Here is a 24,978-nt window from a genome sequence, read left to right as displayed (position 1 = left end):
TCGGAAGCCGGACCCAACCCCGGAGTTCCCATGACAGACGCCCTGGCCCAGACCGCCGCCGAAAACGCCCGCCCCCTGGCCGAGCAGGCAGGATGGCGGAGCCTGGCTCCGGCGCCTGAGCCGAGGCCAGGCAGGAGATCGCCCGCCGATCCTCACGAGGCGGCGTGACATCCGCAGGCGGTCTTCGTCAGGCCGCTGGCATCCAGGATCCGGATCTTCCCCCGCCCGGTGCGCGCTCCCCCGGCGCCCTCAAGCGCCCGGCACGAGCCGTTGACCGTAGAGCGACGGAGCCCGAGCATGTCGCCGATACGCTCCTGCGACAGCAGGATGTCCTGGCGCGGGGCCGCGCGGTGAATGGACAGCAGAAGGTCCGCGACGCGAGCGGTGGCGAGATGTCGGCCGACGCAGACGAGGCGGCGTTCCAGCCTGGCGCGTCTGCGGTCCTCTGCGTCCAACAGGTGGAGCATCCCTGCCTCGCCCGCCCGATCGAGCCAATCGACCAGAGCAACCCGATAGATTTCCCCGTCGGTGATCCAATGACCGGCGACGGAGCGGCCGGTCCCGGTCGCCACCACGTGACCCGGTCCCAGGATTTCGGCCGACAGATCCGAGCCCGCCGCCTCGGTGGCCAGGCAGCCGGAAACGATCACCGCCACCTCCCCCGCCCCGAGGTGGAAGTCGCCCGCGCGGCGGGCCTCGACGACGCCCACCGACAGCGCCCAACGACGTCGCTCGGGCGGCAAGGGCGCGAAGGCCTGCCACAGGCGCAGGGTTTCGGCCGTCGGACCCGACACGGCCGAGACCGGCCGTTGGCGCGCAGGCGCGCTCGCCTTTGCCAAACAGTCGGGCGCAAAAGCGGAGGATTGTTCTTGGGGCATGCTCTTTCCTGCGCCTCCGTTTCGGGGGGCGCATTCACATAGGTGAACGACGCCCCGGGAACCTCTAGTCTCTGACAGCCCGCCCGACGCCGTGAGGCGGTGGCGGCGATCTGGCTCTCAGAGAGGCTCGTGCTGAAGCCGCAGGAAGGCGTGATCGAACTCCACCAGGGGCGATCACGAACTCCGTCAAGGCGACGACGCCATGGTCCATCTGCTTCATCACGAAGCCATGTAGATCGACAAAGTCGCCGCTGACGTTCAGTTCGGTGATCTGCCGTCCGCCAACCGCGAGTGTCGAATAGCGAGCCGTGAAGCCGCTGGTGAGCAGAGTGCTGTGCTCCGGCCGCGCGCCCTCCCGGACGATGTCGGTCCCGGCGGCGACGGGTTGCAATGGCCCCAGCACCTCACGGAGCGCCGCCGCTTCTTCAGGCGTCAGAGCATCCCTGCGGCTCAGATTTTCGATCAGACCGTACAAAATCACCCCACCGCCGCGTAACGTGTCCGGGGTCCAAACGTTGCGAGGTGGCGGGACGTTCACATGGCGGATGCGCGTCGCAGAACACGCGCTCGGGGTTTGCCCATGAGGCACGCCAAACCTGCTTCTGCTTCACCCAGTCGGGTGTGGGTGCGGCGCTCCCGAGGCGTGCCCTCGACGGCCAGGGAGGACCGGCCTGGGAGTTGGACATCCCAAGGCTAGTCTTGCACGGCCCCGACGTTCAATCTCGCCAGCATATGGGCCACGGCCTTCGCCGACATCTCTTCGGCGATCAGCCCGGTGACGACAGCCCCGGCGGTGTCCGTGCAGAGAATGCGGAACGGACCCGCGCCCCGGATGTCGATCTCGCCGCCCCGCAGCACCTCGCCCATGATCGTCAACGTCATTCGACGGGCGGCGGCCTCGTCCGCCAGTTCCTCGCCGTCGAGGTCCCGGAATGGGCGTCCATTCAACATGTGAAAATGATAATGCGGCATGGACGCCCGGCGGTTCGAGGGGATCAGTCGAGGAGGACGGTGGTCTTGCCGGCGCCTGGCCCAGCGCCCAAGTCGGCGCCGGTGACGGGGTTCGCGTCCGGATCCGACGCGGTTCGCAGCGCGAAGGCGTTCACGGACGACTCGTCGGCGGACTCGAGGACGACCGAGGCCGAACCGTCGCCGCCGTCGACAGCCATCTGGTTCTCCTGATCCTCGACATACTCCCACTGCTCGCCCTCGTTCCAGGGACCGCGTGTATTCCCCTCGCCCTGCGACAGGTCATAGTATTTGTCGCTGAACTCGGGCACGCCGCCGATCTTGCCGGCGGGGAAGTTGGGATCGATGGCGTAGAGCGCCTTTTCGAATGACTTCTGGTGCGCGACCTCGCGGGTCATCAGGAACATCAGCGCATCCTTGACGCCCGGATCGTCGGTGACGTTGATCAGGCGCTCATAGACGATCTTGGCGCGGGACTCGGCGGCGATGTTCGACCGCAGATCGCAAGCCGGATCGCCGATCGAGTCGATATAGGCCGCCGTCCACGGCACGCCCGCCGAGTTCACCAGCGCCGGCGCGCCGCCGTACAGGATGGAGGTCGTGTGGCTCTCGCCCCGATCGTTCAGGGACATGTACAGATCCGCCTCCTCCAGCGCCGCCTCGGCCATCTTCCCCTTGGCGCCGCGGTTCAGCATGGCCACGATCGAACCGATCACCTCCAGGTGGCTGAGCTCCTCGGTGGCGATGTCGAGCAGCATGTCCTTGCGGCCGGCGTCCTCTTCAGCCAGCGCCTGCGTGAAATAGCGCATCGCCGCCGCCAGCTCGCCCTGCGGACCGCCGAATTGCTCGAGCATGAGCGTCGCCAGGCCGGGGTTCGGCTCGGCGACGCGCACCGTGTACATTAGTCGCTTGTTATGAATGAACATTGAGAGGGTCCTCCTGGGGGTGATGGACCCGTAACCGGAAGCCGTCATCGCTGTTCCGAAAGTCACACAGCAGACGTTCGAGCCGGGCGTTCGGTGCGGCGCCCACGTCCCGGCGGAACATCGCCAGACCGCCCTTGGCCAAGCCGAGGTCGCCGAGATCATGACGACGGATTCGGACGCTTCCCGCCCCAGTTCAAGTCCGAACTCAGGGCTGATGCAAGCCCGCGCGACGGCCGGGCTGCGCTCAGGCGATCACGGCCAGCAGCACCGCCACCCAGTGAACGGCGGCGGCGGCCACAACGTGGCCGTGCCAGATGGCCCGTCGGAACCGGAGCGCCTTGCGCGCATAGAAGCCGACCCCGATCGAATACAGCAGACCGCCGACCGCCAGCAGGATCAGCGGCGCGATCCCGAGGCTCTCCATCAACGGCTGCACCGCGATCACCATGAGCCAACCCAGGGCCAGGTAGATCGCGATCCAGAAACCGCGCCCCAGGCCCGGCAGCAGCAACTTGGCCAGGGCGCCGAACAGCGCCGTGGCCCACACCGCCGCCGTCATCCCCCACGCCCAGGCCCCCGTCAGATGTTGGGTGGTGAACGGCGTGTAGGAGCCCGCGATCATGAGGAATATCCCCGCATGGTCGAAGCGCCGCAGCACGGGCTGAAACCGCGCGGGCGCGAAATTATAGGCCGTCGAAAGCGCGAGCATCGTCAACAATCCGCCTGCGTAGATGGCCGAAGCCGCCAGGCGGCCCACATGGCCGAACCCGATCGCCAGACCCAGCAGCATCCCGCCCCCGACGAGAGCGAGCGCCAGACCCGTCAGGTGCACCACCAGATCGGCCAGCCGCGCCTGGGGGTCGTCATAGTGTTTCATAAGCGTGGATGGGTCGGTCACGGGCGTATCCGATGCTGGGCCGCCAACGGCTACACCGCCTCCAGGAGGCGCGCCAAGCGCTGCGGCGATTTCAAGCGGCCAGTTCGAGGAATCTGCCGCTTAAACCGTCACCGGCACAGGCCATCCGCCAGGCGCCTCAGCCTGTCACGCCAATTGCCGCCGACATCATCGGCCTCAAGGGCGATCACAGCCGGATCAGGTTCTGCGGCAGGCCGGGCGTCTTGACCCGCAACCGGTAAAGGCCGCCCAGAGTCGGTTGTTCGCCGCGCTTGTCGGCGTTCCCCAGCCAGGCCGTGGTCATATAGAGGTCGCGCAGATCCTCGCCGCCGAAGGCCGCCTTGGTGACGGTCTGGACCGGCATGTCGATCTTGCCGATCCGTTCGCCCTCAGGCGAAAACTGCGCCACCCCCCAGCCGTTGAACAGACCGACGTGCAACACGCCGGCGGAATCCATGCTGGGACCGTCGGCATAGCCGTCGTCGGTCACGGCGAAGACCCGCCGGTTCGACAGCGCCCCGTCGTCATGGTCGAAGGCCAGGATGGTCCTGGCCAGGGTGTCGTGGTGATACAGGGTGCGGCCATCCGGGCTGAGGCACGGCCCGTTGGTGACGCCATAGCCATCGTCGTGCCGTGTCAGCTCGCCGTCGGCCCAGCGATACAGGGCGCCGGTCTTGACCACCTCGCTGTCGTCCATCGAGCCGAACCACAGCGACCCGTCAGGGGCGACGAAGCCGTCGTTCAGCCGGTTCTGCGGCCGGTCTTGCTCGACCGGTTGGATCAGAGTGAAGACACCCGTATCCGGTTCAAACCGGTGCAGGCCGCCGCGCACCCCGCAAACCAAAGATCCGTCCTCGGCCGGCAGGGCGAAACCGATCTGGTCGGGCGTGTCCCAGGACGCCGTGTCGCCGGTCGCCGGCGTATAGCGGTGCAAGCCCCGGCCCTTGATATCGACAAACCAAAGGGCCCCGCGCACGGCGTCCCAGGCGGGGCCTTCCGCCAGCTCGGCCCCCAGGTCCCAGACAAGTTCGGCTGCGGCGCTCATTGTCCGCTTCCGAACCAGGCCGCGACGAAGGCGCACGCAGCCGCACCCACCTCGTCCGCCGTTCGGCCGGGTCTGTAGAGGGCCGAGCCGATGCCGAAGCCGTCGGCGCCCGCCGCGCGCCAGGCGCCCATGTTGTCCGGATCGACGCCGCCGACCGCATAGACCGGCTGCCCCTTGGGCAGGACCGCCTTGATCGCCTTGACGGCGCCCGGCCCGGCCAGTTCGGCGGGAAACAGCTTCAGCACGTCGGCCCCCGCCTCCAGCGCAGTAAAGGCTTCCGTGGGAGTGAAAAAGCCGGGCATGGTGAACAGGCCCAGCGCACGGGCGCGTTCGATTACGCGCGGGTCAACGTTGGGCGAGATCACCAGTTGCCCGCCCGCATCCGCGACGTCCTGCGCGGCCGAGGGCGTCAGGACCGTGCCCGCTCCCACCACCGCCCGGCCATCCATCGCGTCACGCAGCCTCCGGATGCTCTCCAACGCGCGGGGAGAGTTCAACGGCACCTCCAGGCAGGTGAAGCCGGCCGCGACCAGGACCTCGCCGATCTCGACCGCCTCCTCGGGCGTCAGGCCGCGCAGGATGGCCACGAGGGGCAGCGTCTTCAGGGCCTTTTCGACGGCCTGGGTCATGGGATCGCCTTCCAGATGCGGTGGAGTCCGTGCGCCACAGCCACTTCGCCGGAGGTGCTGCGGATGTCTTTAAAGCCGGCCAGAGCCAGGGCGCGTGCATAGCGTTGGCCCAGGCCCGCCTCGCTCACCACCTGCACCGGCTTGTCGCGATGGGTCGTCTCGGCCGCCAGTTCGGCGCCGATCAACAGGCCGGACAAGAAGTCCGCCGCCCCCTCTGGGCGCAAGGAGCCGGCCAACTGCCGGACGCGAACAGTGAACAGGTGGGCGGTGACGGCCGGGTCGGACAGCGCCAGCCGCACCCCATCGTCGAAGGCGGCGTCGTCACCGCCCGGCGCTCCCATGTCGCGACCGATCAGTGTGGCGTGGCGCACGGCGGCGAACAGTTCGCCGGTCAGATAGGTGCGAAAGCCCGCGATGGCGCCGTTCTCGACCCGCACCCATTTGCTGTGGGTGCCGGGGGCGATCATCAGGCCTGTTTCGTCTGGGCCGAACAGCCCCAGCGCCTGCGTCTCCTCGCCGCGCATGACGTCGCCCAGTCCCTGGGGCGTCAGGGCGACGCCGGGAACGATATAGATGTCGCGCGCCGCATCCGGTCGGGCCAGTCGCGCAGCCAGGGTCGCCACATCGGCCGGGCAGAAGGCATAGGGCGTCTCGATCCAGCCTTGGCGCGATCCGGCCATGCCCGCGATCAGCACCGGCGCCAGGTCCAGCCAGTCGCCCGCCACCTCTTCAAGCACCCCGAGGAAGGCGCCGGAGGCCAGGCGGCCGACGCCGCGGGGGTCGATGCGCCGATCCAGCACCGCCCCGTCCGCCCCCAGTCGCATGACGCGCAGATTGCTGGTGCCCCAGTCGACGCCGATCAGTCCGGTCATCTCGATGCGTTCATACAATGAGCGATCACCACCAGATCGAATAGACCAGGATCAGGAAGGCCACGACGCCGACCGCGGCCAGATTGAAGCCCAGCGAGGTCTTGTAGCTGATCTGGTCCAGCTTGATCTTCATGGCGTCTGGCTTGGCCGGGATCAGCAGCGACACGACCACGGCCGCGACCAGGGAGACGACGAAGACGACGCCGACCCGGTTCATGAAGGGGAAGATGAACTGGCCGGTCTCCTGCAGCCACCAGAAGATGGCCGACAGCACCACCGAGCCGATGGCGGCGGTCAGGGCGCCAGCTTCAGACGCGCGCTTCCAGAACAGGCCCAGCATGAAGATGACGACGATGCCCGGCGTGAAGAAGCCCGTGAACTCCTGGATGAACTGGAAGGCCTGATCAAACCCGCCCAACAGGGGACGGGCGGTCAGGATGCCGATGACCACGGCGGCGACGGCGGAAATGCGGCCGACCGTGACCAACTGGTGCTCGGGCACGTCCTTCTTGATCTTGGCGTAGAGGTCCAAGGTGAAGATGGTCGAGATCGAGTTCACCTTGGACGCCAGCGAGGCGATGATGGCGGCGATCAGGGCGGCGAAGACCAGACCCTTCAGGCCGACCGGCAGCAGGTTCATCATCGACGGATAGGCCTGGTCCGGCGCCGACAGGTTCGGGGCCAGGATCAGGGCGGCCATGCCGGGCAGGACCACGATCACCGGCATCAGCAGCTTCAGATAGGCGGCGAAGGCGATGCCTTTCTGGGCTTCCGGCAGCGACTTGGCGGCCAGGGCGCGCTGGATGATGTACTGGTTGAAGCCCCAGTAGCTGATGTTCATGACCCACAGGCCGCCCAGCAGAACGGCGATGCCCGGCAGCTCCTGATAGTGCGGATTGTCCTTCGACAGGATCATGTCGAACTTCTCGGGGAACTGGGTCAGCAGGGTGTGGAAGCCGGCCGCCGCGCCGCCCTCGCCGCCGATGGTCGACAGGGCGATGAAGCCGATGATCAGACCGCCGCAGACCAGCAGGGCGACTTGCACGATGTCGGTCAGGGCCACGGCCTTGAGGCCGCCCCACAACTGATAGGCCAGGGCGAAGACGCCGATGGCGACGATGGCGTAATCCTGGTTGAACCCGGTCACGGTGTGGACGGCGATGGCGCCCAGCCACAGGATCGAGGTCACGTTGACGAAGACGTAGAGCAGCAGCCAGAAGACGGCCATGACATTGCGGATCGTCGGCCCGTACCGCTGCTGCAGGAACTGCGGCATGGTGACGATGTCGTTGCGCAGGAAGATCGGCAGGAAGAACTTGCCGACGATCAGCAGGGTCAGGGCCGCCATCCATTCATAGGAGGCGATGCCCAGGCCGATCACATAGCCCGAGCCGCTCATGCCGATGATCTGTTCGGCCGAGATATTGGCCGCGATCAGCGAGGCGCCAATGGCCCACCAGGGCAGGCTCTTGGACGCCATGAAATAATCGGTGGAGGTCTTCTGCTCGCCGGCCTTGGTCCGCGAGACCCACTGGGCCAGGCCGAAGATGAAGACGGCGTAGATCGCCAGAATGGCCAGATCGATGCCCGCGAGCGTCATGTGCATTTCCCCCAACTATCGTGCCCTTTGGTTCGGGCTTCCGCAAAAGCCTAAGGGAGGCGCGGGCGGGCTGCAACGGCTTTTTATATATGCGTAAACATTTCACGGGCGACAATGTTAGGGTCGGTGTCCTTCGAGGCTTCACCCGATCAGGGAGCCCCGGTAGCCTATCCATCTTCCGACAGGATTCTCATGACTGGCCAAGCTTCCACCGACGATCGCAAATACCGCGCCCCGGCGCTCGAGAAGGGGCTCGACGTCCTTGAGCTGTTGTCGGCCCAGGGCGAACCCATGACGCCATCGCAGATGTCGGTGACGTTGGGGCGTTCGGTCAGCGAATTGTTCCGGATGATCCAGGTGCTGGAGTTCCGCGGCTATATCGAACAGTCGCCGGACGGCTATCGGCTGACCAACCGCCTCTTCACCCTGGGCATGACCCAGGCCCCGATCAAATCTCTGGTCGACGTCGCCATGCCGGCCATGCGTGACCTGGCGTCCACTACGCGACAATCCTGCCATCTCGTCGTACCCTCCGGTGACCAGATCGTGGTCATCGCCCGGATCGAGAGCCCCGGAGATCTGGGTTATTCGGTCCGGATCGGCTATCGCCGCAGCATTCTGGACGCCACCTCGGGGCTGATGTTCTATTCGCGCGCCAACGAGCGAGCGCGCAAACATCTGCACGACCGTCTCGTCGCCCTGTTCGGAGCGGCGGTGGTGGCCGAGTTCGCCGAACGCGCCGACGCCATGACCCAGGGGGCGCATGTCGAGCGGGCCAGCGATTTCGTCGTCGGCGTGACCGATCTGGTCGCCCCGATCATGGGCTCGGACGGCGTCATCGCCACCCTGATCACGCCCTTCATCGAACAGACGCCCATGGTGTGCAGCAAGGCGGAGGCAGCGACCCTGCTGGTGCGGACGGCCACAGCGATCTCCGGGCAGATGAGCGCCGTCTCCCAAGCCTGAGAGCCAGGACAGTCCACCGTTGACAGGGCCAGTGGCTATTGCCATTTTCGTGGACGGCACAGGTTTCATTTGTAAAATCTCACAAGTCGCCGGATAAACGGCGGGCGTCGAGGAGGCGCGCTCTATCATGGCCGCCATCTATCCTGATCTGAAGGACAAGACCGTCATCGTCACCGGAGGCGCGGGGGGGATAGGCGAAGCCATAGTCCGCAGCTTCCACGCCCAGGGCGCCCGGGTCGGCTTCCTGGATATCGACACACAACGCGGACCCAGGCTTCGGGCCGAGTTGGGGGCGGACACATTGTTCATTCCCTGCGACCTGACCGACATTCCGGCCTTGAAGGCTGCGGTCGCGGAAGTGCGCGCAGCGTTCGGGCTGATCGACGTTCTGGTCAACAACGCCGCCCATGACGAACGTCATGCGACCCTGGACGTGACCGAGGAATACTGGGACGGCCGCATGGCCATGAACCTGAAGCACCTGTTCTTCGCCGCCCAGGCCGTGCTGCCGGACATGCAGGCGACGGGCAAGGGCGCCATCGTCAATCTGGGATCCACGTCATGGATCATCGGTCAGGGCGGCATGCCGGCCTATACGGCGTGCAAGTCCGCCGTGATTGGGCTGACCCGTTCGCTGGCCCGCGACTTCGGCCCCTTCGGCGTGCGGGTGAACGCTGTCGCGCCTGGATGGATCATGACCGAGCGCCAGTTGGAGCTGTGGGTCACGCCAGAGACCGAAAAGGAAATCTACGCCAACCAGTGCCTCAAGCGCCGACTCGTGCCGGACGACATCGCCAAGGTGGTCGTCTTCATGTGTTCGGACGAGGCGGGGGCAATCACCAACCAACACTATGTCGTCGACGGCGGCTGGACCTGAATGACCGATACCTCAAAGACCCCTCCCCCCTCCAAGACGCTCCGCAGCCGCGCCTGGTTCGACAATCCGGAAAATCCGGACATGACGGCCCTCTATCTTGAGCGCTATCTGAACTACGGCCTGACGCGCAAAGAGCTGCAGTCCGACAAGCCGATCATCGGCATCGCCCAGACCGGTTCGGACCTGTCGCCGTGCAACCGCCACCACCTGGTGCTGGCCGAGCGCGTGCGTGAAGGCATCCGTGAGGCGGGCGGCATCGCCATGGAGTTCCCAGTTCACCCGATCCAGGAAACCGGCAAGCGCCCGACCGCCGGCCTGGACCGCAACCTGGCCTATCTGGGGCTGGTCGAGAGCCTGTACGGCTATCCGCTGGACGGGGTCGTCCTGACCATCGGCTGCGACAAGACCACGCCCGCCTGCCTGATGGCGGCGGCGACCGTCGACATCCCCGCCATCGCCCTGTCGGTCGGACCCATGCTGAACGGCTGGCACCGGGGCGAGCGTACCGGGTCGGGCACGATCATCTGGAAGGCGCGCCAGATGATGGCGGCCGGCGAGATCGACTATGACGGCTTCATCGAGTTGGTGGCGTCCTCGGCTCCGTCGGTCGGTTACTGCAACACCATGGGCACGGCGACGACGATGAACTCGCTGGCCGAGGCCCTGGGCATGTCGCTGCCCGGCTCGGCCGCCATTCCCGCCCCCTACCGCGAGCGCGCCCAGGTCGCCTATGAGACCGGGCTACGGATCGTCGAGATGGTGCGCGAAGATCTGAAGCCGTCAGACATCCTGACGAAAGAGGCCTTCCACAACGCCATCGTCGTCAACTCGGCCATCGGCGGCTCGACCAACGCCCCGATCCACCTCACCGCCCTGGCCCGCCACGCCCATGTCGACGTGCCGCTGAAGGACTGGCAGACTGAGGGGCTGCACGTTCCGCTGCTGGTCAATCTGCAGCCCGCCGGCGCCTATCTGGGCGAGGACTATTTCCACGCCGGCGGCGTGCCGGCGGTGGTGTCAGAGCTGATGAAACAGGGGCTGATCCGCGAGAACGCCCTGACCGTCACCGGCAAGTCGATCGGCGACAATTGCCGCGACGCCGAGATCGTCCTGCCCGATGTGATCAAGACCTTCGACGCCCCGATGAAGACCGACGCCGGCTTCGTCGTCTTCACCGGCAATCTGTTCAACTCGGCCATCATGAAGCTGAGCGTGATCTCACCCGAGTTCCGCGAACGCTATCTGTCCAACCCCGATGACCTGAACGCCTTCGAGGGCCCTGCCGTCGTGTTCGACGGACCCGAGGACTATCATCACCGGATCGACGACGAGAGCCTGGGCATCACCGAACAAACCCTGCTGTTCATGCGCGGCGCCGGCCCCATCGGCTATCCGGGCGCGGCCGAGGTCGTGAACATGCGGCCGCCGTCCTACCTGATCAAGAAGGGCGTCAGCGCCTTGGCCTGTATCGGCGACGGACGCCAGTCGGGCACCTCCGGTTCGCCGTCGATCCTGAACGCCTCGCCGGAAGCGGCGGCGGGCGGGAACATCGCCCTGCTGAAGACCGGCGACCGGGTGCGGATCGACATGAACACCGGCCGCGCCGACATCCTGATCTCGGACGAGGAACTGGCCGAGCGCCGCAAGACGTTCGAGGCGGCGGGCGGCTACAAATACCCGGCCTCCCAGACGCCGTGGCAGGAAATGCAGCGCGCGGTGGTCGGTCAGTTGGAGACCGGCGCCGTGCTGGAACCGGCGGTCAAATACCACCGGATCGTCGACAGGTTCGGTCTGCCTCGCGACAGCCACTGAGCACGATCAACATCGCCTGTAAAAATTATTTCATTGACAGAAGTCGGCCTAGCCGGTTTCCTGAACTCAAGGGCCGGCAACAGGCCTGAGGGTTTCAGGGAGGCGTCGCGTTGGATCGCGAAGATCTACTAGTTTCACGCGTGGATCGGCGCGCCCTGATGCAGGGCGCAACGGCGGCGGCTGTGGCGGCGATTCTTCCCTCAACCCCGGCCTTGGCGGCGACGCCCGAGACCCGACGACGCATCAAGCTGGCGTTCGATTGGAAGTTCGCTCTCGGCCACGCGGCGGACATCGACAAGGATTTCGGCTTCGGTCGAGATCAGCGCACCTACGCCAAAACGGGCGGCTCCGAGACCTCCCCCATCGCCGAGGCGGCGAAGGCGGCCTTCGACGATTCCGCCTGGACCGACGTCCAGATTCCGCACGACTGGGCGATCGACCTGCCCTACGATTCCACGCCTCGCATCCTGGCGCCCGATCAGGACGATCCCCGCGCCGCGCATGGGTTCCACGCCCTGGGCCGCGACCATCCCGAGAACAGCGTCGGGTGGTACCGACGCCCCCTGGACATCCCGGCCGACTGGGCCGGCCGCCGCATCGGACTGGAGTTCGACGGCGCGTTCCGCCAGGTCGTGGTCTTCGTCAACGGGATCATCGTCGACGAGCATGCCGGCGGCTATTCGCCCTTCCGCATCGACATCACCGACGTGGCGCAACCCGGCCGCCCCAACTGGCTGACCGTCCGTGTGGACGCCAGCTTGGGCGAGGGCTGGTTCTATGAAGGCGCGGGTCTTTACCGACATGTCTGGCTGACGGCGGCGAACCCGGTCCATGTGCCCCCCGACGGCGTGTTCATCCGGGCGGAGCCGCAGGGTTCGGGTGCACGGGCGACGGTCGAGGCGGCCGTGCGCAACCAGTCGGACTCGTCTCGCACGGCGACGGTGCGTACCGTCGTCGTGGCGCCGAACGGCCTGGAGAAGGCGCGACGGGAAGTCATGCTGTCGCTGGCGCCCTGGAGGAACGAAAACGCCGACCTGGCCCTGGCCTGGGACGTTGCTCCCCTGTGGTCGCCCGCCGATCCCCAGCTCCATCGGCTGACCACCGAAATCGAGATCGACGGCGTCGTGGTCGACCGGATCGAGACGCCCTTCGGCGTCCGGTCCGCGGTCTTCGACGCCCAACGCGGCTTCCTGCTCAATGGACAACCGCTGAAACTGCTCGGCGCCTGCTGTCACCAGGACCACGCCGGCGTCGGCGCCGCCATCCCGGATCGGCTCCAGGATTGGCGGATCGAACAGCTGAAGGCCATGGGCTGCAACGCCTATCGCGCCTCGCATAATCCGGCCATGCCGGAGCTGATGGACGCCTGCGACCGGCTGGGAATGCTGGTCATCGCCGAGACGCGGCGTATGTCCTCCGACGAAGAGTCCATGACAGAGCTGGCCACCCTGGTGCGGCGCGACCGCAACCGACCCTCGGTCATCGCCTGGTCGATCGGCAATGAAGAACAGGCGATCCAGGGCAACGAAACCGGCGCCGCCATCGCCCGCACCATGAAGCGGCTGGTCAACCGCCTGGACCCGTCCCGCCCCGTCACGGCCGCAAAGGACCAGGACTTCGACACCGGCGTATCGCGCGTCGTCGACGTTCTGGGCTTCAACTATCGCACCCCCCAGATGGAGGGCTATCACGCCCGCTTCCCAGATCAGCCCATCCTCGGCAGCGAGACGGGCAGCACGGTCTCGACCCGGGGCGAATATGTGCTGGACGCGGCCCGGCACATCGTCCCCGCCTATGACCGCGAACACCCCTGGTGGGCCTCGACCGCCGAGGAATGGTGGACCATTGCGGCTGAGCGCCCCTATATCGCCGGCGGCTTCATCTGGACCGGCTTCGACTATCGCGGCGAACCGACGCCCTACAGCCGTTGGCCCAGCGTCGGCTCCTACTTCGGCGCCATGGACTCCTGCGGCTTCCCGAAGGACAATTACTGGTACTACCGCGCCTGGTGGCGGCCCGAACCGCTGCTGCACCTGTTCCCGCACTGGAATTGGGAAGGGCGCGAAGGCGAGGAGATCGAGGTCTGGGTCCATTCCAACCTGGATCGCGTCGAACTGCTCGTGAACGGCCGCTCGGTCGGAGCGAAGACCGTCGAACGCAATCGTCACCTAGCCTGGTCCGTCCCCTATGCGCCGGGCGTGCTGGAGGCGCGCGGGTACAAGAATGGTCACCTAGTCTCGACCCAGCGTCGCGAGACCGCCGGCGCCCCGGCGGCTCTGCGTCTGTCCGTTGATCGTCAACGATTGACTGCCGACGGCGAGGACGTGGCCATGATCGCCACCAGCGTCGTGGACGCCCGTGGCCGACCCTGTCCGCGCGCCAACGACCTTGTCGCCTTCGAGGTTGCGGGCGACGCCCGGGTCATCGGCGTCGGCAACGGCGATCCTGTCAGCCACGAGCCGGATCGCAGCGACCGCCGACATCTGTTCAACGGACTGGCCCAGGCCATCGTCCAGACGGGCCGCAAAGGCGGCCCCATCACCGTCACCGCGCGGGCCGACGGGCTGCGGCCCGCCGTGCTTCGTCTCGACGCCCGCAACACCAAACTATCGACCTGAAAATCAGGCGAGCACAGGGGGAGTTTCTAATGACCGCCAATCGCAAGACCATCGCCGCCGCCAGCGTATCGCTGGCCGCCCTTCTCGCCGCAGCCCCCGTCTGGGCCCAGGAGGCCCCCGCCACCGACGACGCCGCCCAGGTCGACGAGGTTGTCGTCACCGGCATCCGCGCCTCGCTGCGCGACGCGATCGGCGTCAAGCGCCGCTCTGACCTGGTGGTCGAGGCCATCTCCTCCGAGGACATCGGCCAACTGCCGAACGTGACCATCGCCGAAGAGCTGGTGCGTCTTCCCGGCGTCAACGGCACGCGCGACCGCGGCAACCAAAGCCAGGCCTCGATCCGGGGCCTCGGCCCGCGCCTGGTGCTGGGCCTCGTCAACGGCCGCGAGGTCGCCTCGTCGGAGCCGGACCGCAACGTCCGCTGGGAAATCTATCCGTCGGAGGTCGTCTCGGGCGTCGAGGTCTACAAGTCCCAGTCGGCCGACCTGATTTCCGGCGGCATCGCCGGCACCATCAACATCCGCACCATCCGCCCGCTGGACTATCGCGGCCCCAGCTTCGTCGGCACCGCCGGCGCGGTCTATTACGAGGGCGGCGAGGACCTGCCTGACTATGATCCGCTGGGTTCGCGCTTCAGCGCCAGCCTTACCCATCGGCTTACCGATACCCTCGGCGTCAACCTGGGTGTGACCCACCAGGAGCAGAAGAACGGCTATTCGACCTTCGAGGGCTGGGGCTGGAACGACGAAGATACGGGCGGATCGCCCGGCGATATCGACGGCGACGGCGATCTGGACGCGACCTTCTGGGGCGCCCAGACCCAGGTCAAACGCCTGACCGAGACCCGCAACGGCGTAAACGGCGCCCTGCAATGGAAGCCGTCCGACCAGTTCGAACTGAACATGGACGCCCTCTATTCGAAGGTCGAAATCGACGAGGACCAGAACCAGATTTGGTACGGCAGGAACAACACCTACTCGAACTTTGCCGGCGCCTCCGGCTGGGCCTACGGCGATCCGGCCGCCTCCTACACCATCATCGACGGCACAGTGGTCGCCGCCACGCTGCCATTCGCCTCGGTCACCAACGTCATCGCCAAATACGTCGAGGACAAGACGCTGCTGGCCACGGGGCTGAACGGCAAGTGGATGTCGGGCGCCTGGACCCTGACCGGCGACGTCGCCTATTCGAAGGCCGAGCGCGAGAACCTCTGGCGCGCGATCTTCACCGAACACTATCCGGCGCTCGCCGGCGTCGACATGACGCCGGGCCGGACGCCGTCGGCCTTCGCCAGCTATGATACGTCAGACCCCAGCTTCCAGCCGCTGTTTGACTATGTCCCCGGCCAGGCGGACGGCGGCAAGCTGACGGACGAACTGACGTCGGCCCAGTTCGACGTCGCCCACTACGGCGGCGAGACGGGCGTCACCAAGACCTCCTTCGGCGTCCGCGCCTCTGACCGGTCGAAGGCCTACGAGCGACTGCTGTGGACCCAGGCGCCGATCGTCGCCACCCTTCCCTCGTCGCTGCTCAGCAGCTTCACCGTCTCCGACTTCGACACCCCGGGCTTCCTGAACGGCGATTTCGACGCTGTGGCCCAGGCGGCCTACGGCGGCTTCGTCCAGCCCGCAGACGCCGTGGACGAGGCCTCGGGATGGTCCGTCGATGAAACGGTGTTCGAGGCCTATGTGAAGGTCGATTTCGCCGGCGACTTCGCGGGCCTGCCCGTCACTGGCAACGTCGGCATGCGTGCGGTTCAGACCGAGACCACCAGCAACGGCTATGAATCCGTCAACAGCGGAGCCCTGACGCCGATCTCGATCGACAATGACTATTTCGAACTTCTGCCCAGCCTGAACCTGACCCTGGCCCTGGCCGAAGACCAACAGCTGCGGTTTGGCCTGGCCCGGACCCTGGCGCGTCCGCCGCTGGATGAACTGCGCGCCGGCCGCACCCTGTTCAACACCAGCCCTCCGCCCACAGGCTCGGCCGGCAACCCGAACCTGACCCCCTACATCGCCAACCAGGTCGACCTGTCCTACGAGTGGTATTTCGCGCCGGAAGCCCTGTTCGCCGCCGCCGCCTACTACAAGGACGTCGAGACCCACATCGGCTACTTCACCCAGCCGGTGACCATCGACGGCGTGACCTACAATGTCACCGGTCCGTTCAACGGCGACGGCGGCGGCATCAGCGGCATCGAGCTGACCTTCCAGACGCCGTTCCGCTTTATCCCGGCGCTCGAGAATTTCGGCGTTTACGCCAACTTCGCCTATGTCGATTCCGACGTGAAGGAGTTCTCGCCGGCCAACAACCCGCTGGAGTCGACCGGCCTGGCCCGCGAGACGGCGACGGTCGACCTCTGGTACTCCGACGGCAAGTTCGAGAGCCGGCTGGGCTACAAGTACCACAGCCCCTTCACCGTCATCAGCGGCTGGGACGGGTCTGCGCTGCGCACGCTGGACAACGAATCCACCCTGGACTTCAGCGCCTCCTACCAGGTGACGTCGAACCTGGGCGTACGCTTCCAAGCCAGCAACCTGACCGATGAAGAGGTCAACACCTACTACGACAACGACGAGAACCGTCTGGCCAGCAACACCCGCTTCGGTCGCCGGTTCAGCCTCGACGCCACCTTCCGCTACTGACCCCGCGTCGCACCTCAAGCCTACGGAATCGCCCATGAAGATCCGCCGCATCCTCCTTCCCGCCTTCGCCGCCCTGATGGCCTTGCCCGCGCAAGCCCAGCAGGCGGGCCAGCCGGCGCCCTTCTATTTCGGCGCCGACCTGTCCTATGTGAACGAGATGGAGGACTGCGGCGCGATCTATCGCAAGGACGGTCAGGCTCGCGATCCCTATGGCCTGTTCGCCGAAATGGGGACCAATCTGGTGCGGGTCCGGATCTGGAACGACGCCGAATGGACCAACTACAGCGACCTGGACGATGTGCGCGAAACCATCCGCCGCGCCCGCGCGGCCCGAATGGAGGTTCTGCTCGACTTCCACTATTCGGACGACTGGGCCGACGGGGACAAGCAGATCGTGCCCAAGGCCTGGCGGTCGATGCGCGACGACACGCCGGCCCTGGCCCAGGCTCTTTATGACTACACTTTCCAGACCCTTCGGACGCTCGACGCCGAAGGCCTGATGCCGGACCAGGTTCAGGTCGGCAATGAAACCAACCCCGAAATGATGGGCGAGCTCGACTGGAAGACCGCCCGCCCCGGCATCAACTGGGAACGCAACGCCGCCCTGTTCAACGCCGGGATCAAGGCCGTACGCGACGCCGGCGCCCAGTCCAGCATCCAGCCTTTGGTCATGCTGCACATCGCCCAGCCCGAGAACGTCGAACCCTGGTTCGCCGACGCCTGGAAGCACGGAGTCACCGACTTCGACCTGATCGGCGTCAGCTATTATCGCAAATGGTCGACCCAGGGCCTGGACGGACTGGAGCAGACGATCAATCGTCTGCGCCATCGCTATCCGGCGGAGGTGGTTGTGGTCGAGACCGCCTATCCGTTCACCACGGACTCGGCGGACGATTCCCCGAACCTGCTGGGCGAGGACTCACTCTTGCCCGGCTATCCCGCCACCTACGAGGGCCAGCGCCAGTACATGGTCGATCTGACCCAGCGGGTGAAGTTCGCTGGCGGCGTGGGTGTCGTCTATTGGGAACCGGCTTGGGTCTCTACCGACTGCTCGACCCGCTGGGGTCAGGGATCCAACTGGGAGAACGCGACCTACTTCGACTGGCGACGCGACGGGGAACCGACCCCTGCGGCGACCTTCGCCCAAGCCGCCTATCAAGAACCGACGACCATCACTCTGACCATTCGTCGTCCCGAGGGCGCCGCCGGGTCATTGTGGCTCTGGGGCGATTTCCTAGGCGCCAACGACGTCGCCGTGCGGCTCGCACCCGACGGCTCCGACCCAGGTCTTTACCGTTACACGACGAAAGTCAGGCCCGAAACCGACATCCGATTCCAAGTCTTCGACCGCCGCCCCTTCGAACGGGGTCTGCTCGAATCCGGCCAAGTGATAGCCGTTCACGTTGGAAATGACGACTTCGTCGGGGTCTATTCGACTACGCGCTGACGGTTTGGCGGACACCTTCGACGGCAGGCGCGGGTCGCCGTGATCAGCCGGTGCGAGGCGCTGGTCCCGATCATGAACGCCCTGAAGGTCGATGCCATTGAGGGCGTATAGTTGACCGAACTGGGCCTAGTCGTCACGACCACCGACATCGCCCCGAGGAGGCGGGCGAACAGCCGGATCGCGTCGCGCGGCTGACGAATATGCTGGCGGCGGGCGGCGTCGACGCCGACCATCGTCAGATCGTCGTCGTCCTGCACGGCGCCGCCACGACTGCGGTCCTGTCCGACGCCGCCTGGGCCGCGCGCGGCAAGGGCGACGCCAATCTCAACAGCGCCCTGATCCGCGCCCTTCTCGCCGCCGGCGTTCAGGTGCGCCTGTGCGGCCAGGCCATGGCGGGCCACGGCGTCACGGAAGCCGAACTCGAGCCGGGCGTGACCGTCGATCTCGCCGCCCTGATGACGGTGATTCACCATCAACAGGCGGGCTATGCGCTGATCGTCAATTGACGGGGGTCATAGGCTGAACCTTTCAGGCGGATAAAAACTATTAGTTTGTGTAACTATGTATATAAGTGTTGATCAGGATGTCTGAAGGAGACATCACATGACCGGACTTCCCCGCCTCAACGAACCCGCCCCCGACTTCCACGCCCGCACGACCCACGGGGATCGCTGCCTGGCCGACTATCGCGGCAAATGGCTCATTCTCTTTTCCCACCCCTCCGACTTCACCCCGGTCTGCACGACCGAGTTCATCGGCTTCGCGAAGCACGCGGATGAGTTCGCCGCGATGAACTGCGACCTTCTGGGACTATCGATCGACAGCATCTTCTCCCACCTGGCCTGGACCCGGAACATCAAGGAGAAGTTCGGCGTCGAAATCCCCTTCCCCATCATCGAGGACCTGAAGATGGAGGTGGCCCAGGCCTATGGGATGATCCATCCGGGCGCGGCCGACACCTCAGCCGTTCGCGCGACCTTCCTGATCGATCCGGAAGGCAAGCTTCGCGCCATGGTCTATTACCCCATGAGCAACGGCCGCAGCATCGACGAGTTCGTCCGACTGCTGACCGCCATCCAGACGTCGGACGCCAATGGCGTGGCGACCCCGGAAGACTGGCGCCCGGGCCAGCCGGCCATCGTGCCCCCGCCCAAGACCGCCGCGGCGGCTGAGGCCCGCGCCTCCGAAGGCTACGACTACACCGACTGGTACTTCTCGACGCGCGAGCTCCCCGACGCCCCGAAAGCCGCCTGATCGGACGCCGGCCGGACCGCGACAGCGGTCCGGCCCTCCCTTTCCCGGACGCGAAAGGAGCTCACATGGGCGGCCTAAGACGAATCCAAGAGGCGGAATCTACCGACCTTCAGGCCGCTTCGCCATGCCGAAATACATACTTGCGCCAAGTATGAATATATCTATATATGAACGCCCAACGGAGACGTCCCCATGTCCTCGCACCCCCAAGACCCCATCCGTGAACAGGCCGCTGAAGTCGTGCGCGCCGCCCTGGCGGACGCCACGCAACGTCCTGTTGTGAAGTCCTTTTTTGACGAAGCGACCTTTACGGTCAGCCATGTGGTGCGCGACCCCGGCTCCAAGGTCTGCGCCATCATCGACAGCGTGCTCGACTACGAACCGGCTTCCGGCCGAACCTCGAACGCCTCCGCCGACGCCCTGATTGACTACGTGAAGTCCGAAGATCTCCAGGTGCAGTGGCTGCTGGAGACCCACGCCCACGCCGACCACCTGTCGGCCGCACCCTATCTGCAGGAAAAACTGGGCGGCCGGCTCGCCATCGGCCACGAAATTCTCACTGTCCAGGCCGTATTCGGCAAGATCTTCAACGAGGGAACCGAATTCCGCCGCGACGGCAGCCAATTCGACCAGTTGTTCAATGACGGCGACCGGTTCCGCATCGGCGGGCTGCAGGCCATGGCGCTGCATGTGCCGGGCCACACGCCCGCCTGCCTGGCCTATGTGATCGGCGATGCGGTCTTTCCCGGCGACACCATGTTCATGCCGGACTATGGCACGGCGCGCTGCGACTTCCCCGGCGGCGACGCCCGGACCCTGTATCGCTCGATCCATCGCCTGACCGCCCTGCCGGATGAGGCGCGGGTCTATCTGTGCCACGACTACAAGGCGCCGCCCGGCCGCGATGAATTCGCCTGGGAGACCACCATCGGCGCCCAGCGCACCGGCAATATCCACATTCGCGACGGCGTCTCCGAGGACGCGTTCGTGGCCATGCGCACCCAACGCGACGCCACCCTGCCCATGCCCCGGCTGATCCTGCCGTCGGTTCAGGTCAACATGAACGGCGGACGCCCGCCGGAGCCCGAGGCCAACGGGGTTCGCTACCTCAAGGTCCCGCTGAACGCGCTGTGAACCTTCAGCGCGCCGGCCGACCCGAGCCGCAAGACCTGAACCCGATCCGCAAGCAGGAAGACCGAGCGATGGATATCCGCCCGCTGGACGACGCCCTTTCGGCCTCCCCCCAGATCGCCTTGCAGGACCTGGCCGCCGTCGCGGCCCAGGGCTTTCGATCCGTGATCTCGAACCGGCCCGACGGCGAAGAGCCCGATCAGCCCAGCGCAGCCGAATTCCGCCAGGCCGCCGAGGCCGTCGGCCTGGCGTTCGCCCATGTGCCCGTGGTCGGCGGCGCCATATCCGACGCCGATGTGGCGGCCTTCCGCCGGACCCTCGACGCCCTGCCCCGGCCTGTGTTCGGCTTTTGCCGCACCGGTACGCGCACCACCACCCTGTGGGCGCTCGCCCGCGCGGCCGACGAAGCCGACCGCCTGATCCAACGCGCCCAGGCGGTCGGTTACGACCTGTCGGCGCTTCGTCCACGCCTGGAAGGCGCGCGCTGACCCCATGGATCTTTCCCCTCTTCAATACGGCCTCGGCGCCGGCGCGGGTTCGCTGGTCGGTTTCAGCCTGGGTCTGGTCGGCGGGGGCGGGTCCATCCTGGCCGTGCCGCTGATCGTCTATCTGGTCGGGGTCAAGGATCCCCACCTCGCCATCGGCACCAGCGCCTTCGCCGTGGCCGCCAACGCCTTCGCCAACCTGCTGAACCACGCCCGACACGGCACTGTGAAATGGAAGATCGCCGGCCTGTTCGCCCTGGCTGGCGTCCTCGGCGCCGTCCTGGGCTCGACCCTGGGCAAGGCGGTGGACGGCCAGAAGCTGCTGGCCCTTTTCGCCGTCCTGATGCTGATAGTCGGGGCGCTGATGCTGAGGGGCCGCTCGGCCGCCGGCGACCCCGATGTGGTTCTGACGCCGGGCAATGCGCCGAAGCTGATCGGAACCGGCGTCCTGACCGGGGTGATGTCCGGCTTCTTCGGCATCGGCGGCGGGTTTCTGATCGTGCCCAGCCTGATGGTCTCGACCCGTATGCCCATCTATTACGCCGTCGGCTCCTCGCTGGTCGGCGTGACGGCCTTTGGCCTGACCACGGCCTTCAACTATGCGCTGGACGGCTGGGTGGACTGGCCCCTGGCGGCGATCTTCATCGGCGGCGGCGTCCTGGGCGGGCTGTTGGGCGCACGCCTGGCCAAGAGTCTGTCAGGACAAAAGGGCGTCCTGAACACCGTGTTCGCAATCCTGATCTTCGTCGTCGCCGTATACATGCTGTACCGGAGCATCGACGCGCTCGGCCTGGTTTCATAGGATAGGATCATGGAGTTCGACGCTCTCATTCTGGCCCGAATGCAGTTCGCATTCACGGTGGCCTTCCACATCGTCTTCCCGGCCTTCTCCATCGGCCTGGCCAGTTATCTGGCCGTGCTGGAAGGGCTCTGGTTGAAGACCGGCCGTGACCTGTATCTGAACCTGTTCAACTACTGGCTGAAGATCTTCGCCGTCGCCTTCGGCATGGGCGTCGTCTCGGGCCTGGTGATGTCCTATCAGTTCGGCACCAACTGGTCGGTCTTCTCCGACAAGGCCGGTCCCGTCATCGGCCCCCTGATGGCCTATGAGGTGCTCAGCGCCTTCTTCCTCGAGGCCGGATTCCTAGGCGTCATGCTGTTCGGCCTGAAGCGGGTGGGCAAGAAGCTGCACTTCCTGGCGACCCTGATGGTGGCCATCGGCACCTTCGCCTCCGCCTTCTGGATCCTGTCGGTCAACAGCTGGATGCAGACGCCCCAGGGCTACGCCATCAACGACGTGGGCCAGTTCGTGCCGGCCGACTGGTACAAGATCGTCTTCAATCCCTCCTTCCCCTATCGCCTCGCCCACATGCTGCTGGCGGCCTATCTGACCACCGGCCTCGTGGTCGGCGCGGTCGGGGCCTGGCACCTGATGAAGGAGCGGACCAACAAGGGGGCGCGCAAGATGTTCGCCATGGCCATGGGCATGATCCTGGTCGCCGCCCCGGTCCAGATCTTCATCGGCGACATGCACGGGCTGAACACGCTGGAGCACCAGCCCGCCAAGGTCATGGCGATGGAAGGCCATTTCGAAAGCCACCCGGACGGCGCCCCCCTGATCCTGTTCGGCCTGCCTGACCGCGAGGCCGCCACCGTCCACGGCGCAGTCGAGATTCCCAAGCTGTCGTCCCTGATCCTGAAGCACGACCCGAACGCGCCCCTGGCCGGCCTGGACACCATCGATCGCGCCGACTGGCCGCCGGTGGAGATCGTCTTCTGGTCCTTCCGCGTCATGGTGGGCCTGGGCATGGCCATGCTGCTGCTGGGCCTGTGGGGCCTTTATGCTCGCCTGCGCAGACGTCTCTACGACGCGCCCTGGCTCCACCGGTTCGCCCTCGTCATGGGGCCGATGGGCTTCGTCGCGGTTCTGGCCGGCTGGATCACCACAGAGGTGGGGCGTCAGCCCTGGACGGTCTATGGCCTGTTGCGCACGGCCGACAGCGCCGCGCCGCTGGACGCCCCTGCGGTCGCCAGTTCCCTGGCCGCCTTCGCCGTCGTCTATTTCACGGTGTTCGGCGCCGGGGTCTTCTACATCCTGCGCCTGATGAGCCATGCGCCGCACCGGGGCGAGCCGGGCGTGGCGGAAACGCCGATCCGCACGGCGGGCATCACCCCCGCCCCCGCCATCGACCCCGACCGGCCGATCCCCACCGGTGAGGAGACCGATCATGAACATTGATCTGACCCTGGTCTGGGCCGCTCTGCTGGCCTTCGCCGTCTTCGCCTATATCGTCATGGACGGGTTCGACCTGGGTGTCGGCATCCTGTTCCCGACGCTGAAGCCGGGCGATCAACGCGACAAGGCGATGAACTCCATCGCCCCGGTGTGGGACGGCAACGAGACCTGGCTGATCCTGGGCGGCGGCGGCCTGTTCGCCGCCTTTCCGCTGGCCTACGCCGTGCTGATGCCGGCGGTCTATACGCCGATCATCGCCATGCTGCTGGGCCTGGTGTTTCGCGGCGTGGCCTTCGAATACCGCTGGCGCACGGTGCGCGCCAAGCCGGTCTGGGACGTGGCCTTCTTCGGCGGCTCGCTGCTGGCCGCCTTCTCCCAGGGCGTGACCCTGGGGGCCATTCTGCAGGGGGTCGAGGTTTCCGGCCGGGCCTATGGCGGCGGGTGGTGGGACTGGCTCAGCCCCTTCAGCCTGCTGACCGGCGCCGCCGTCGTCGTCGGCTACGCCCTGCTGGGCGCCACCTGGCTGAACATGAAGACGGAAGGCGCGCTCCAGTCCCACGCCCGTTCCCAGGCCTGGAAGCTGGGTCCGGCGACCCTGCTGATGATCGGCGCGGTCAGCCTGGCCACGCCCTTCCTCGACGGCGAATACGCGCGTCGCTGGTTCGACTGGCCCGGCGTCCTGCTGACGGCCCAAGTGCCGTTGCTGGTCGTGATTCTGGCGGCCGCATTCTTCTGGACCATGCGCCAGAAGCGCGAGGTCTGGCCCTTCCTGCTGTCCCTGGGCCTGTTCGCCGTCACCTTTGCGGGCCTGGGCGTCAGCATCTTCCCCTACGCCGTGCCCGACGAGATCACCCTGTGGCAGGCCGCCGCCCCGGCCTCCAGCCAGATGTTCATGCTGGTCGGCGCCCTGATCCTGATCCCGATCATCCTGGCCTACACCGCCTATGCCTACTGGGTGTTCCGCGGCAAGGTCGGCGACGATGGTTACCACTGATGCGCCGTGATCCGACAAGCGGGCTCCGGCAGGGCCTGTGGTTCGTCGCCCTCTGGGTGCTGGGCGTGGGCGTCCTGGGCGTGATCGCCTATCTGCTGCGCGGCGTCCTGAAGCTGGCCGGCGGATGAGCCCGCAGGCGCCGAACCGCTGGCCCTGGCCGCCGCTCATCATGGGCGGGGCCGTCCTTGTCGCGTTCATCGCCGCAGGCCTATGGACGCCGCCGCCCCTGTTTCCCGGCGCCTTTGCAGCCGGCGGCCTCCTGGTCGCCCTCGCCCTTGGCCTGGACCTCTGGGCCATGCTGGAGATGCGGCGGCGGCGCGCCAACATCCTGCCGCACCGGGCGGCGACCGCCCTGGTCACGACCGGTCCTTTCGCCTGGAGCCGCAACCCGATCTATCTCGCCAACGGGCTGCTGCTGCTCGGCCTCGGCGGCCTGTTCGACAACGCCTGGTTCTTCGTGGCCGCCCCCGTCGCCGCCTTCGCCACCGACCGCCTCGCCATCCGGCGCGAGGAACGACACCTGGCGGCCCTCTTCGGCGCGGACTGGGTCCATTACTCCGGGCGGACGCGCCGCTGGGTCGGTCGACACAAGTAACGCCACATGCCCCGGCTCTGCCCACCGATAGATGCAAAGCCTAGATGGAGCCCTACTGTGATGGGGCTACGGGCCGTTCGCCTTTATCTGGGGCGCTAGAG

General features: G+C 66.5%; 24 protein-coding genes. 15 read left to right on the top strand and 9 right to left on the bottom strand.

Annotated features, from left to right (window positions below; translation table 11 throughout):
* Positions 1-152: 152 nt before the first annotated feature.
* From AC1RSI_RS08225 to AC1RSI_RS08185, 9 genes are all read right to left on the bottom strand, one after another.
* Positions 153-878, bottom strand: a complete 726-nt coding sequence (locus tag AC1RSI_RS08225) for a Crp/Fnr family transcriptional regulator (RefSeq protein ID WP_154725218.1) — start codon at positions 876-878, stop codon at positions 153-155.
* Positions 879-942: 64 nt separating this feature from the next.
* Positions 943-1,353: a cyclic nucleotide-binding domain-containing protein gene (locus tag AC1RSI_RS08220; protein WP_196066287.1), complete on the bottom strand. Its 411-nt coding sequence runs from the start codon at positions 1,351-1,353 to the stop codon at positions 943-945.
* Between the two features lie 218 nt (positions 1,354-1,571).
* On the bottom strand, positions 1,572-1,850 hold the full coding sequence (locus tag AC1RSI_RS08215) for a DUF6894 family protein (RefSeq protein ID WP_419178326.1): 279 nt from the start codon (positions 1,848-1,850) through the stop codon (positions 1,572-1,574).
* A 23-nt stretch (positions 1,851-1,873) separates the two neighbouring features.
* Positions 1,874-2,773, bottom strand: a complete 900-nt coding sequence (locus AC1RSI_RS08210) for a manganese catalase family protein (protein WP_008258843.1) — start codon at positions 2,771-2,773, stop codon at positions 1,874-1,876.
* 244 nt (positions 2,774-3,017) lie between these two features.
* Positions 3,018-3,650, bottom strand: a complete 633-nt coding sequence (gene trhA, locus AC1RSI_RS08205) for a PAQR family membrane homeostasis protein TrhA (protein WP_052004630.1) — start codon at positions 3,648-3,650, stop codon at positions 3,018-3,020.
* A gap of 205 nt (positions 3,651-3,855) precedes the next feature.
* Positions 3,856-4,713: an SMP-30/gluconolactonase/LRE family protein gene (locus AC1RSI_RS08200; protein WP_008263857.1), complete on the bottom strand. Its 858-nt coding sequence runs from the start codon at positions 4,711-4,713 to the stop codon at positions 3,856-3,858.
* A complete protein-coding gene (locus AC1RSI_RS08195; protein WP_008260372.1) occupies positions 4,710-5,342 on the bottom strand; it encodes a 2-dehydro-3-deoxy-6-phosphogalactonate aldolase in 633 nt (210 codons plus the stop codon). The genes AC1RSI_RS08200 and AC1RSI_RS08195 overlap by 4 nt, the downstream gene beginning before the upstream one ends.
* Entirely contained in the window at positions 5,339-6,214 is an 876-nt protein-coding gene (locus AC1RSI_RS08190; RefSeq protein ID WP_230307481.1) for a 2-dehydro-3-deoxygalactonokinase, read from the bottom strand. Before AC1RSI_RS08190 ends, AC1RSI_RS08195 begins: the two co-directional genes overlap by 4 nt.
* 25 nt (positions 6,215-6,239) lie before the next feature.
* Positions 6,240-7,814 (bottom strand): sodium/sugar symporter, encoded by a 1,575-nt coding sequence (locus AC1RSI_RS08185; protein WP_040349981.1) that lies wholly within the window; start codon positions 7,812-7,814, stop codon positions 6,240-6,242.
* Between the two features lie 192 nt (positions 7,815-8,006).
* Between AC1RSI_RS08185 and AC1RSI_RS08180 the strand changes: the two genes are divergently transcribed.
* The 15 genes from AC1RSI_RS08180 to AC1RSI_RS08110 all read left to right on the top strand — a co-directional run bounded on the left by AC1RSI_RS08180 (position 8,007) and on the right by AC1RSI_RS08110 (position 24,877).
* Positions 8,007-8,780 carry an IclR family transcriptional regulator gene (locus AC1RSI_RS08180; RefSeq protein WP_008264181.1) on the top strand — a complete coding sequence of 258 codons (774 nt, stop codon included), beginning with the start codon at positions 8,007-8,009 and terminating at the stop codon, positions 8,778-8,780.
* A gap of 127 nt (positions 8,781-8,907) precedes the next feature.
* The gene (locus tag AC1RSI_RS08175) at positions 8,908-9,657 is read left to right on the top strand and encodes an SDR family NAD(P)-dependent oxidoreductase (RefSeq protein WP_035305134.1); all 750 of its coding nucleotides are present in this window, start codon (positions 8,908-8,910) and stop codon (positions 9,655-9,657) included.
* Complete coding sequence (locus AC1RSI_RS08170) at positions 9,658-11,469, top strand: IlvD/Edd family dehydratase (RefSeq protein WP_008264367.1); 1,812 nt, start codon at positions 9,658-9,660, stop codon at positions 11,467-11,469.
* Positions 11,470-11,627: 158 nt separating this feature from the next.
* Positions 11,628-14,087 (top strand): beta-galactosidase GalA, encoded by a 2,460-nt coding sequence (galA, locus tag AC1RSI_RS08165; RefSeq protein ID WP_154725221.1) that lies wholly within the window; start codon positions 11,628-11,630, stop codon positions 14,085-14,087.
* Positions 14,088-14,116: 29 nt separating this feature from the next.
* Positions 14,117-16,735, top strand: coding sequence for a TonB-dependent receptor (locus AC1RSI_RS08160; protein WP_008264327.1), 2,619 nt, complete (start codon positions 14,117-14,119; stop codon positions 16,733-16,735).
* A 34-nt stretch (positions 16,736-16,769) separates the two neighbouring features.
* The gene (locus AC1RSI_RS08155) at positions 16,770-18,182 is read left to right on the top strand and encodes a glycoside hydrolase family 53 protein (RefSeq protein ID WP_081836051.1); all 1,413 of its coding nucleotides are present in this window, start codon (positions 16,770-16,772) and stop codon (positions 18,180-18,182) included.
* A 200-nt stretch (positions 18,183-18,382) separates the two neighbouring features.
* The gene (locus tag AC1RSI_RS08150; RefSeq protein WP_008258730.1) at positions 18,383-18,688 is read left to right on the top strand and encodes a DsrE family protein; all 306 of its coding nucleotides are present in this window, start codon (positions 18,383-18,385) and stop codon (positions 18,686-18,688) included.
* 97 nt (positions 18,689-18,785) lie between these two features.
* Complete coding sequence (locus tag AC1RSI_RS08145) at positions 18,786-19,436, top strand: peroxiredoxin (RefSeq protein ID WP_008258834.1); 651 nt, start codon at positions 18,786-18,788, stop codon at positions 19,434-19,436.
* Between the two features lie 192 nt (positions 19,437-19,628).
* Positions 19,629-20,570, top strand: coding sequence for an MBL fold metallo-hydrolase (locus AC1RSI_RS08140; RefSeq protein WP_035305147.1), 942 nt, complete (start codon positions 19,629-19,631; stop codon positions 20,568-20,570).
* Positions 20,567-21,055: a protein tyrosine phosphatase family protein gene (locus AC1RSI_RS08135; protein ID WP_230307482.1), complete on the top strand. Its 489-nt coding sequence runs from the start codon at positions 20,567-20,569 to the stop codon at positions 21,053-21,055. The genes AC1RSI_RS08140 and AC1RSI_RS08135 overlap by 4 nt, the downstream gene beginning before the upstream one ends.
* A 4-nt stretch (positions 21,056-21,059) precedes the next feature.
* Positions 21,060-21,854 (top strand): sulfite exporter TauE/SafE family protein, encoded by a 795-nt coding sequence (locus AC1RSI_RS08130; protein ID WP_008263346.1) that lies wholly within the window; start codon positions 21,060-21,062, stop codon positions 21,852-21,854.
* Positions 21,855-21,863: 9 nt separating this feature from the next.
* Positions 21,864-23,291 (top strand): cytochrome ubiquinol oxidase subunit I, encoded by a 1,428-nt coding sequence (locus AC1RSI_RS08125; protein WP_291755674.1) that lies wholly within the window; start codon positions 21,864-21,866, stop codon positions 23,289-23,291.
* On the top strand, positions 23,281-24,282 hold the full coding sequence (gene cydB / locus AC1RSI_RS08120) for a cytochrome d ubiquinol oxidase subunit II (protein WP_008260280.1): 1,002 nt from the start codon (positions 23,281-23,283) through the stop codon (positions 24,280-24,282). Before AC1RSI_RS08125 ends, cydB begins: the two co-directional genes overlap by 11 nt.
* On the top strand, positions 24,282-24,410 hold the full coding sequence (locus AC1RSI_RS08115) for a hypothetical protein (protein ID WP_008263036.1): 129 nt from the start codon (positions 24,282-24,284) through the stop codon (positions 24,408-24,410). Before cydB ends, AC1RSI_RS08115 begins: the two co-directional genes overlap by 1 nt.
* On the top strand, positions 24,407-24,877 hold the full coding sequence (locus tag AC1RSI_RS08110) for a methyltransferase family protein (protein ID WP_291755678.1): 471 nt from the start codon (positions 24,407-24,409) through the stop codon (positions 24,875-24,877). Before AC1RSI_RS08115 ends, AC1RSI_RS08110 begins: the two co-directional genes overlap by 4 nt.
* Positions 24,878-24,978 lie beyond the last annotated feature (101 nt).

This window comes from Brevundimonas sp. GW821-FHT10E09, from assembly GCF_058809375.1.
The sequence above is the reverse complement of the archived record's forward strand: the minus strand, read 5'-3'. Positions and strand labels throughout refer to the sequence as shown.

Excerpts from the sequence above, each read along its gene's own strand:
- AC1RSI_RS08225 (WP_154725218.1), bottom strand. The coding sequence starts at position 878 with ATGCCCCAAGAACAATCCTCCGCTTTTGCGCCCGACTGTTTGGCAAAG.
- AC1RSI_RS08215 (WP_419178326.1), bottom strand. The coding sequence starts at position 1,850 with ATGCCGCATTATCATTTTCACATGTTGAATGGACGCCCATTCCGGGAC.
- AC1RSI_RS08210 (WP_008258843.1), bottom strand. The coding sequence starts at position 2,773 with ATGTTCATTCATAACAAGCGACTAATGTACACGGTGCGCGTCGCCGAG.
- trhA (WP_052004630.1), bottom strand. The coding sequence starts at position 3,650 with ATGAAACACTATGACGACCCCCAGGCGCGGCTGGCCGATCTGGTGGTG.
- AC1RSI_RS08200 (WP_008263857.1), bottom strand. The coding sequence starts at position 4,713 with ATGAGCGCCGCAGCCGAACTTGTCTGGGACCTGGGGGCCGAGCTGGCG.
- AC1RSI_RS08195 (WP_008260372.1), bottom strand. The coding sequence starts at position 5,342 with ATGACCCAGGCCGTCGAAAAGGCCCTGAAGACGCTGCCCCTCGTGGCC.
- AC1RSI_RS08190 (WP_230307481.1), bottom strand. The coding sequence starts at position 6,214 with ATGACCGGACTGATCGGCGTCGACTGGGGCACCAGCAATCTGCGCGTC.
- AC1RSI_RS08185 (WP_040349981.1), bottom strand. The coding sequence starts at position 7,814 with ATGACGCTCGCGGGCATCGATCTGGCCATTCTGGCGATCTACGCCGTC.
- AC1RSI_RS08180 (WP_008264181.1), top strand. The coding sequence starts at position 8,007 with ATGACTGGCCAAGCTTCCACCGACGATCGCAAATACCGCGCCCCGGCG.
- AC1RSI_RS08175 (WP_035305134.1), top strand. The coding sequence starts at position 8,908 with ATGGCCGCCATCTATCCTGATCTGAAGGACAAGACCGTCATCGTCACC.
- AC1RSI_RS08170 (WP_008264367.1), top strand. The coding sequence starts at position 9,658 with ATGACCGATACCTCAAAGACCCCTCCCCCCTCCAAGACGCTCCGCAGC.
- galA (WP_154725221.1), top strand. The coding sequence starts at position 11,628 with ATGCAGGGCGCAACGGCGGCGGCTGTGGCGGCGATTCTTCCCTCAACC.
- AC1RSI_RS08160 (WP_008264327.1), top strand. The coding sequence starts at position 14,117 with ATGACCGCCAATCGCAAGACCATCGCCGCCGCCAGCGTATCGCTGGCC.
- AC1RSI_RS08155 (WP_081836051.1), top strand. The coding sequence starts at position 16,770 with ATGAAGATCCGCCGCATCCTCCTTCCCGCCTTCGCCGCCCTGATGGCC.
- AC1RSI_RS08150 (WP_008258730.1), top strand. The coding sequence starts at position 18,383 with ATGCTGGCGGCGGGCGGCGTCGACGCCGACCATCGTCAGATCGTCGTC.
- AC1RSI_RS08145 (WP_008258834.1), top strand. The coding sequence starts at position 18,786 with ATGACCGGACTTCCCCGCCTCAACGAACCCGCCCCCGACTTCCACGCC.
- AC1RSI_RS08140 (WP_035305147.1), top strand. The coding sequence starts at position 19,629 with ATGTCCTCGCACCCCCAAGACCCCATCCGTGAACAGGCCGCTGAAGTC.
- AC1RSI_RS08130 (WP_008263346.1), top strand. The coding sequence starts at position 21,060 with ATGGATCTTTCCCCTCTTCAATACGGCCTCGGCGCCGGCGCGGGTTCG.
- AC1RSI_RS08125 (WP_291755674.1), top strand. The coding sequence starts at position 21,864 with ATGGAGTTCGACGCTCTCATTCTGGCCCGAATGCAGTTCGCATTCACG.
- cydB (WP_008260280.1), top strand. The coding sequence starts at position 23,281 with ATGAACATTGATCTGACCCTGGTCTGGGCCGCTCTGCTGGCCTTCGCC.
- AC1RSI_RS08115 (WP_008263036.1), top strand. The coding sequence starts at position 24,282 with ATGCGCCGTGATCCGACAAGCGGGCTCCGGCAGGGCCTGTGGTTCGTC.
- AC1RSI_RS08110 (WP_291755678.1), top strand. The coding sequence starts at position 24,407 with ATGAGCCCGCAGGCGCCGAACCGCTGGCCCTGGCCGCCGCTCATCATG.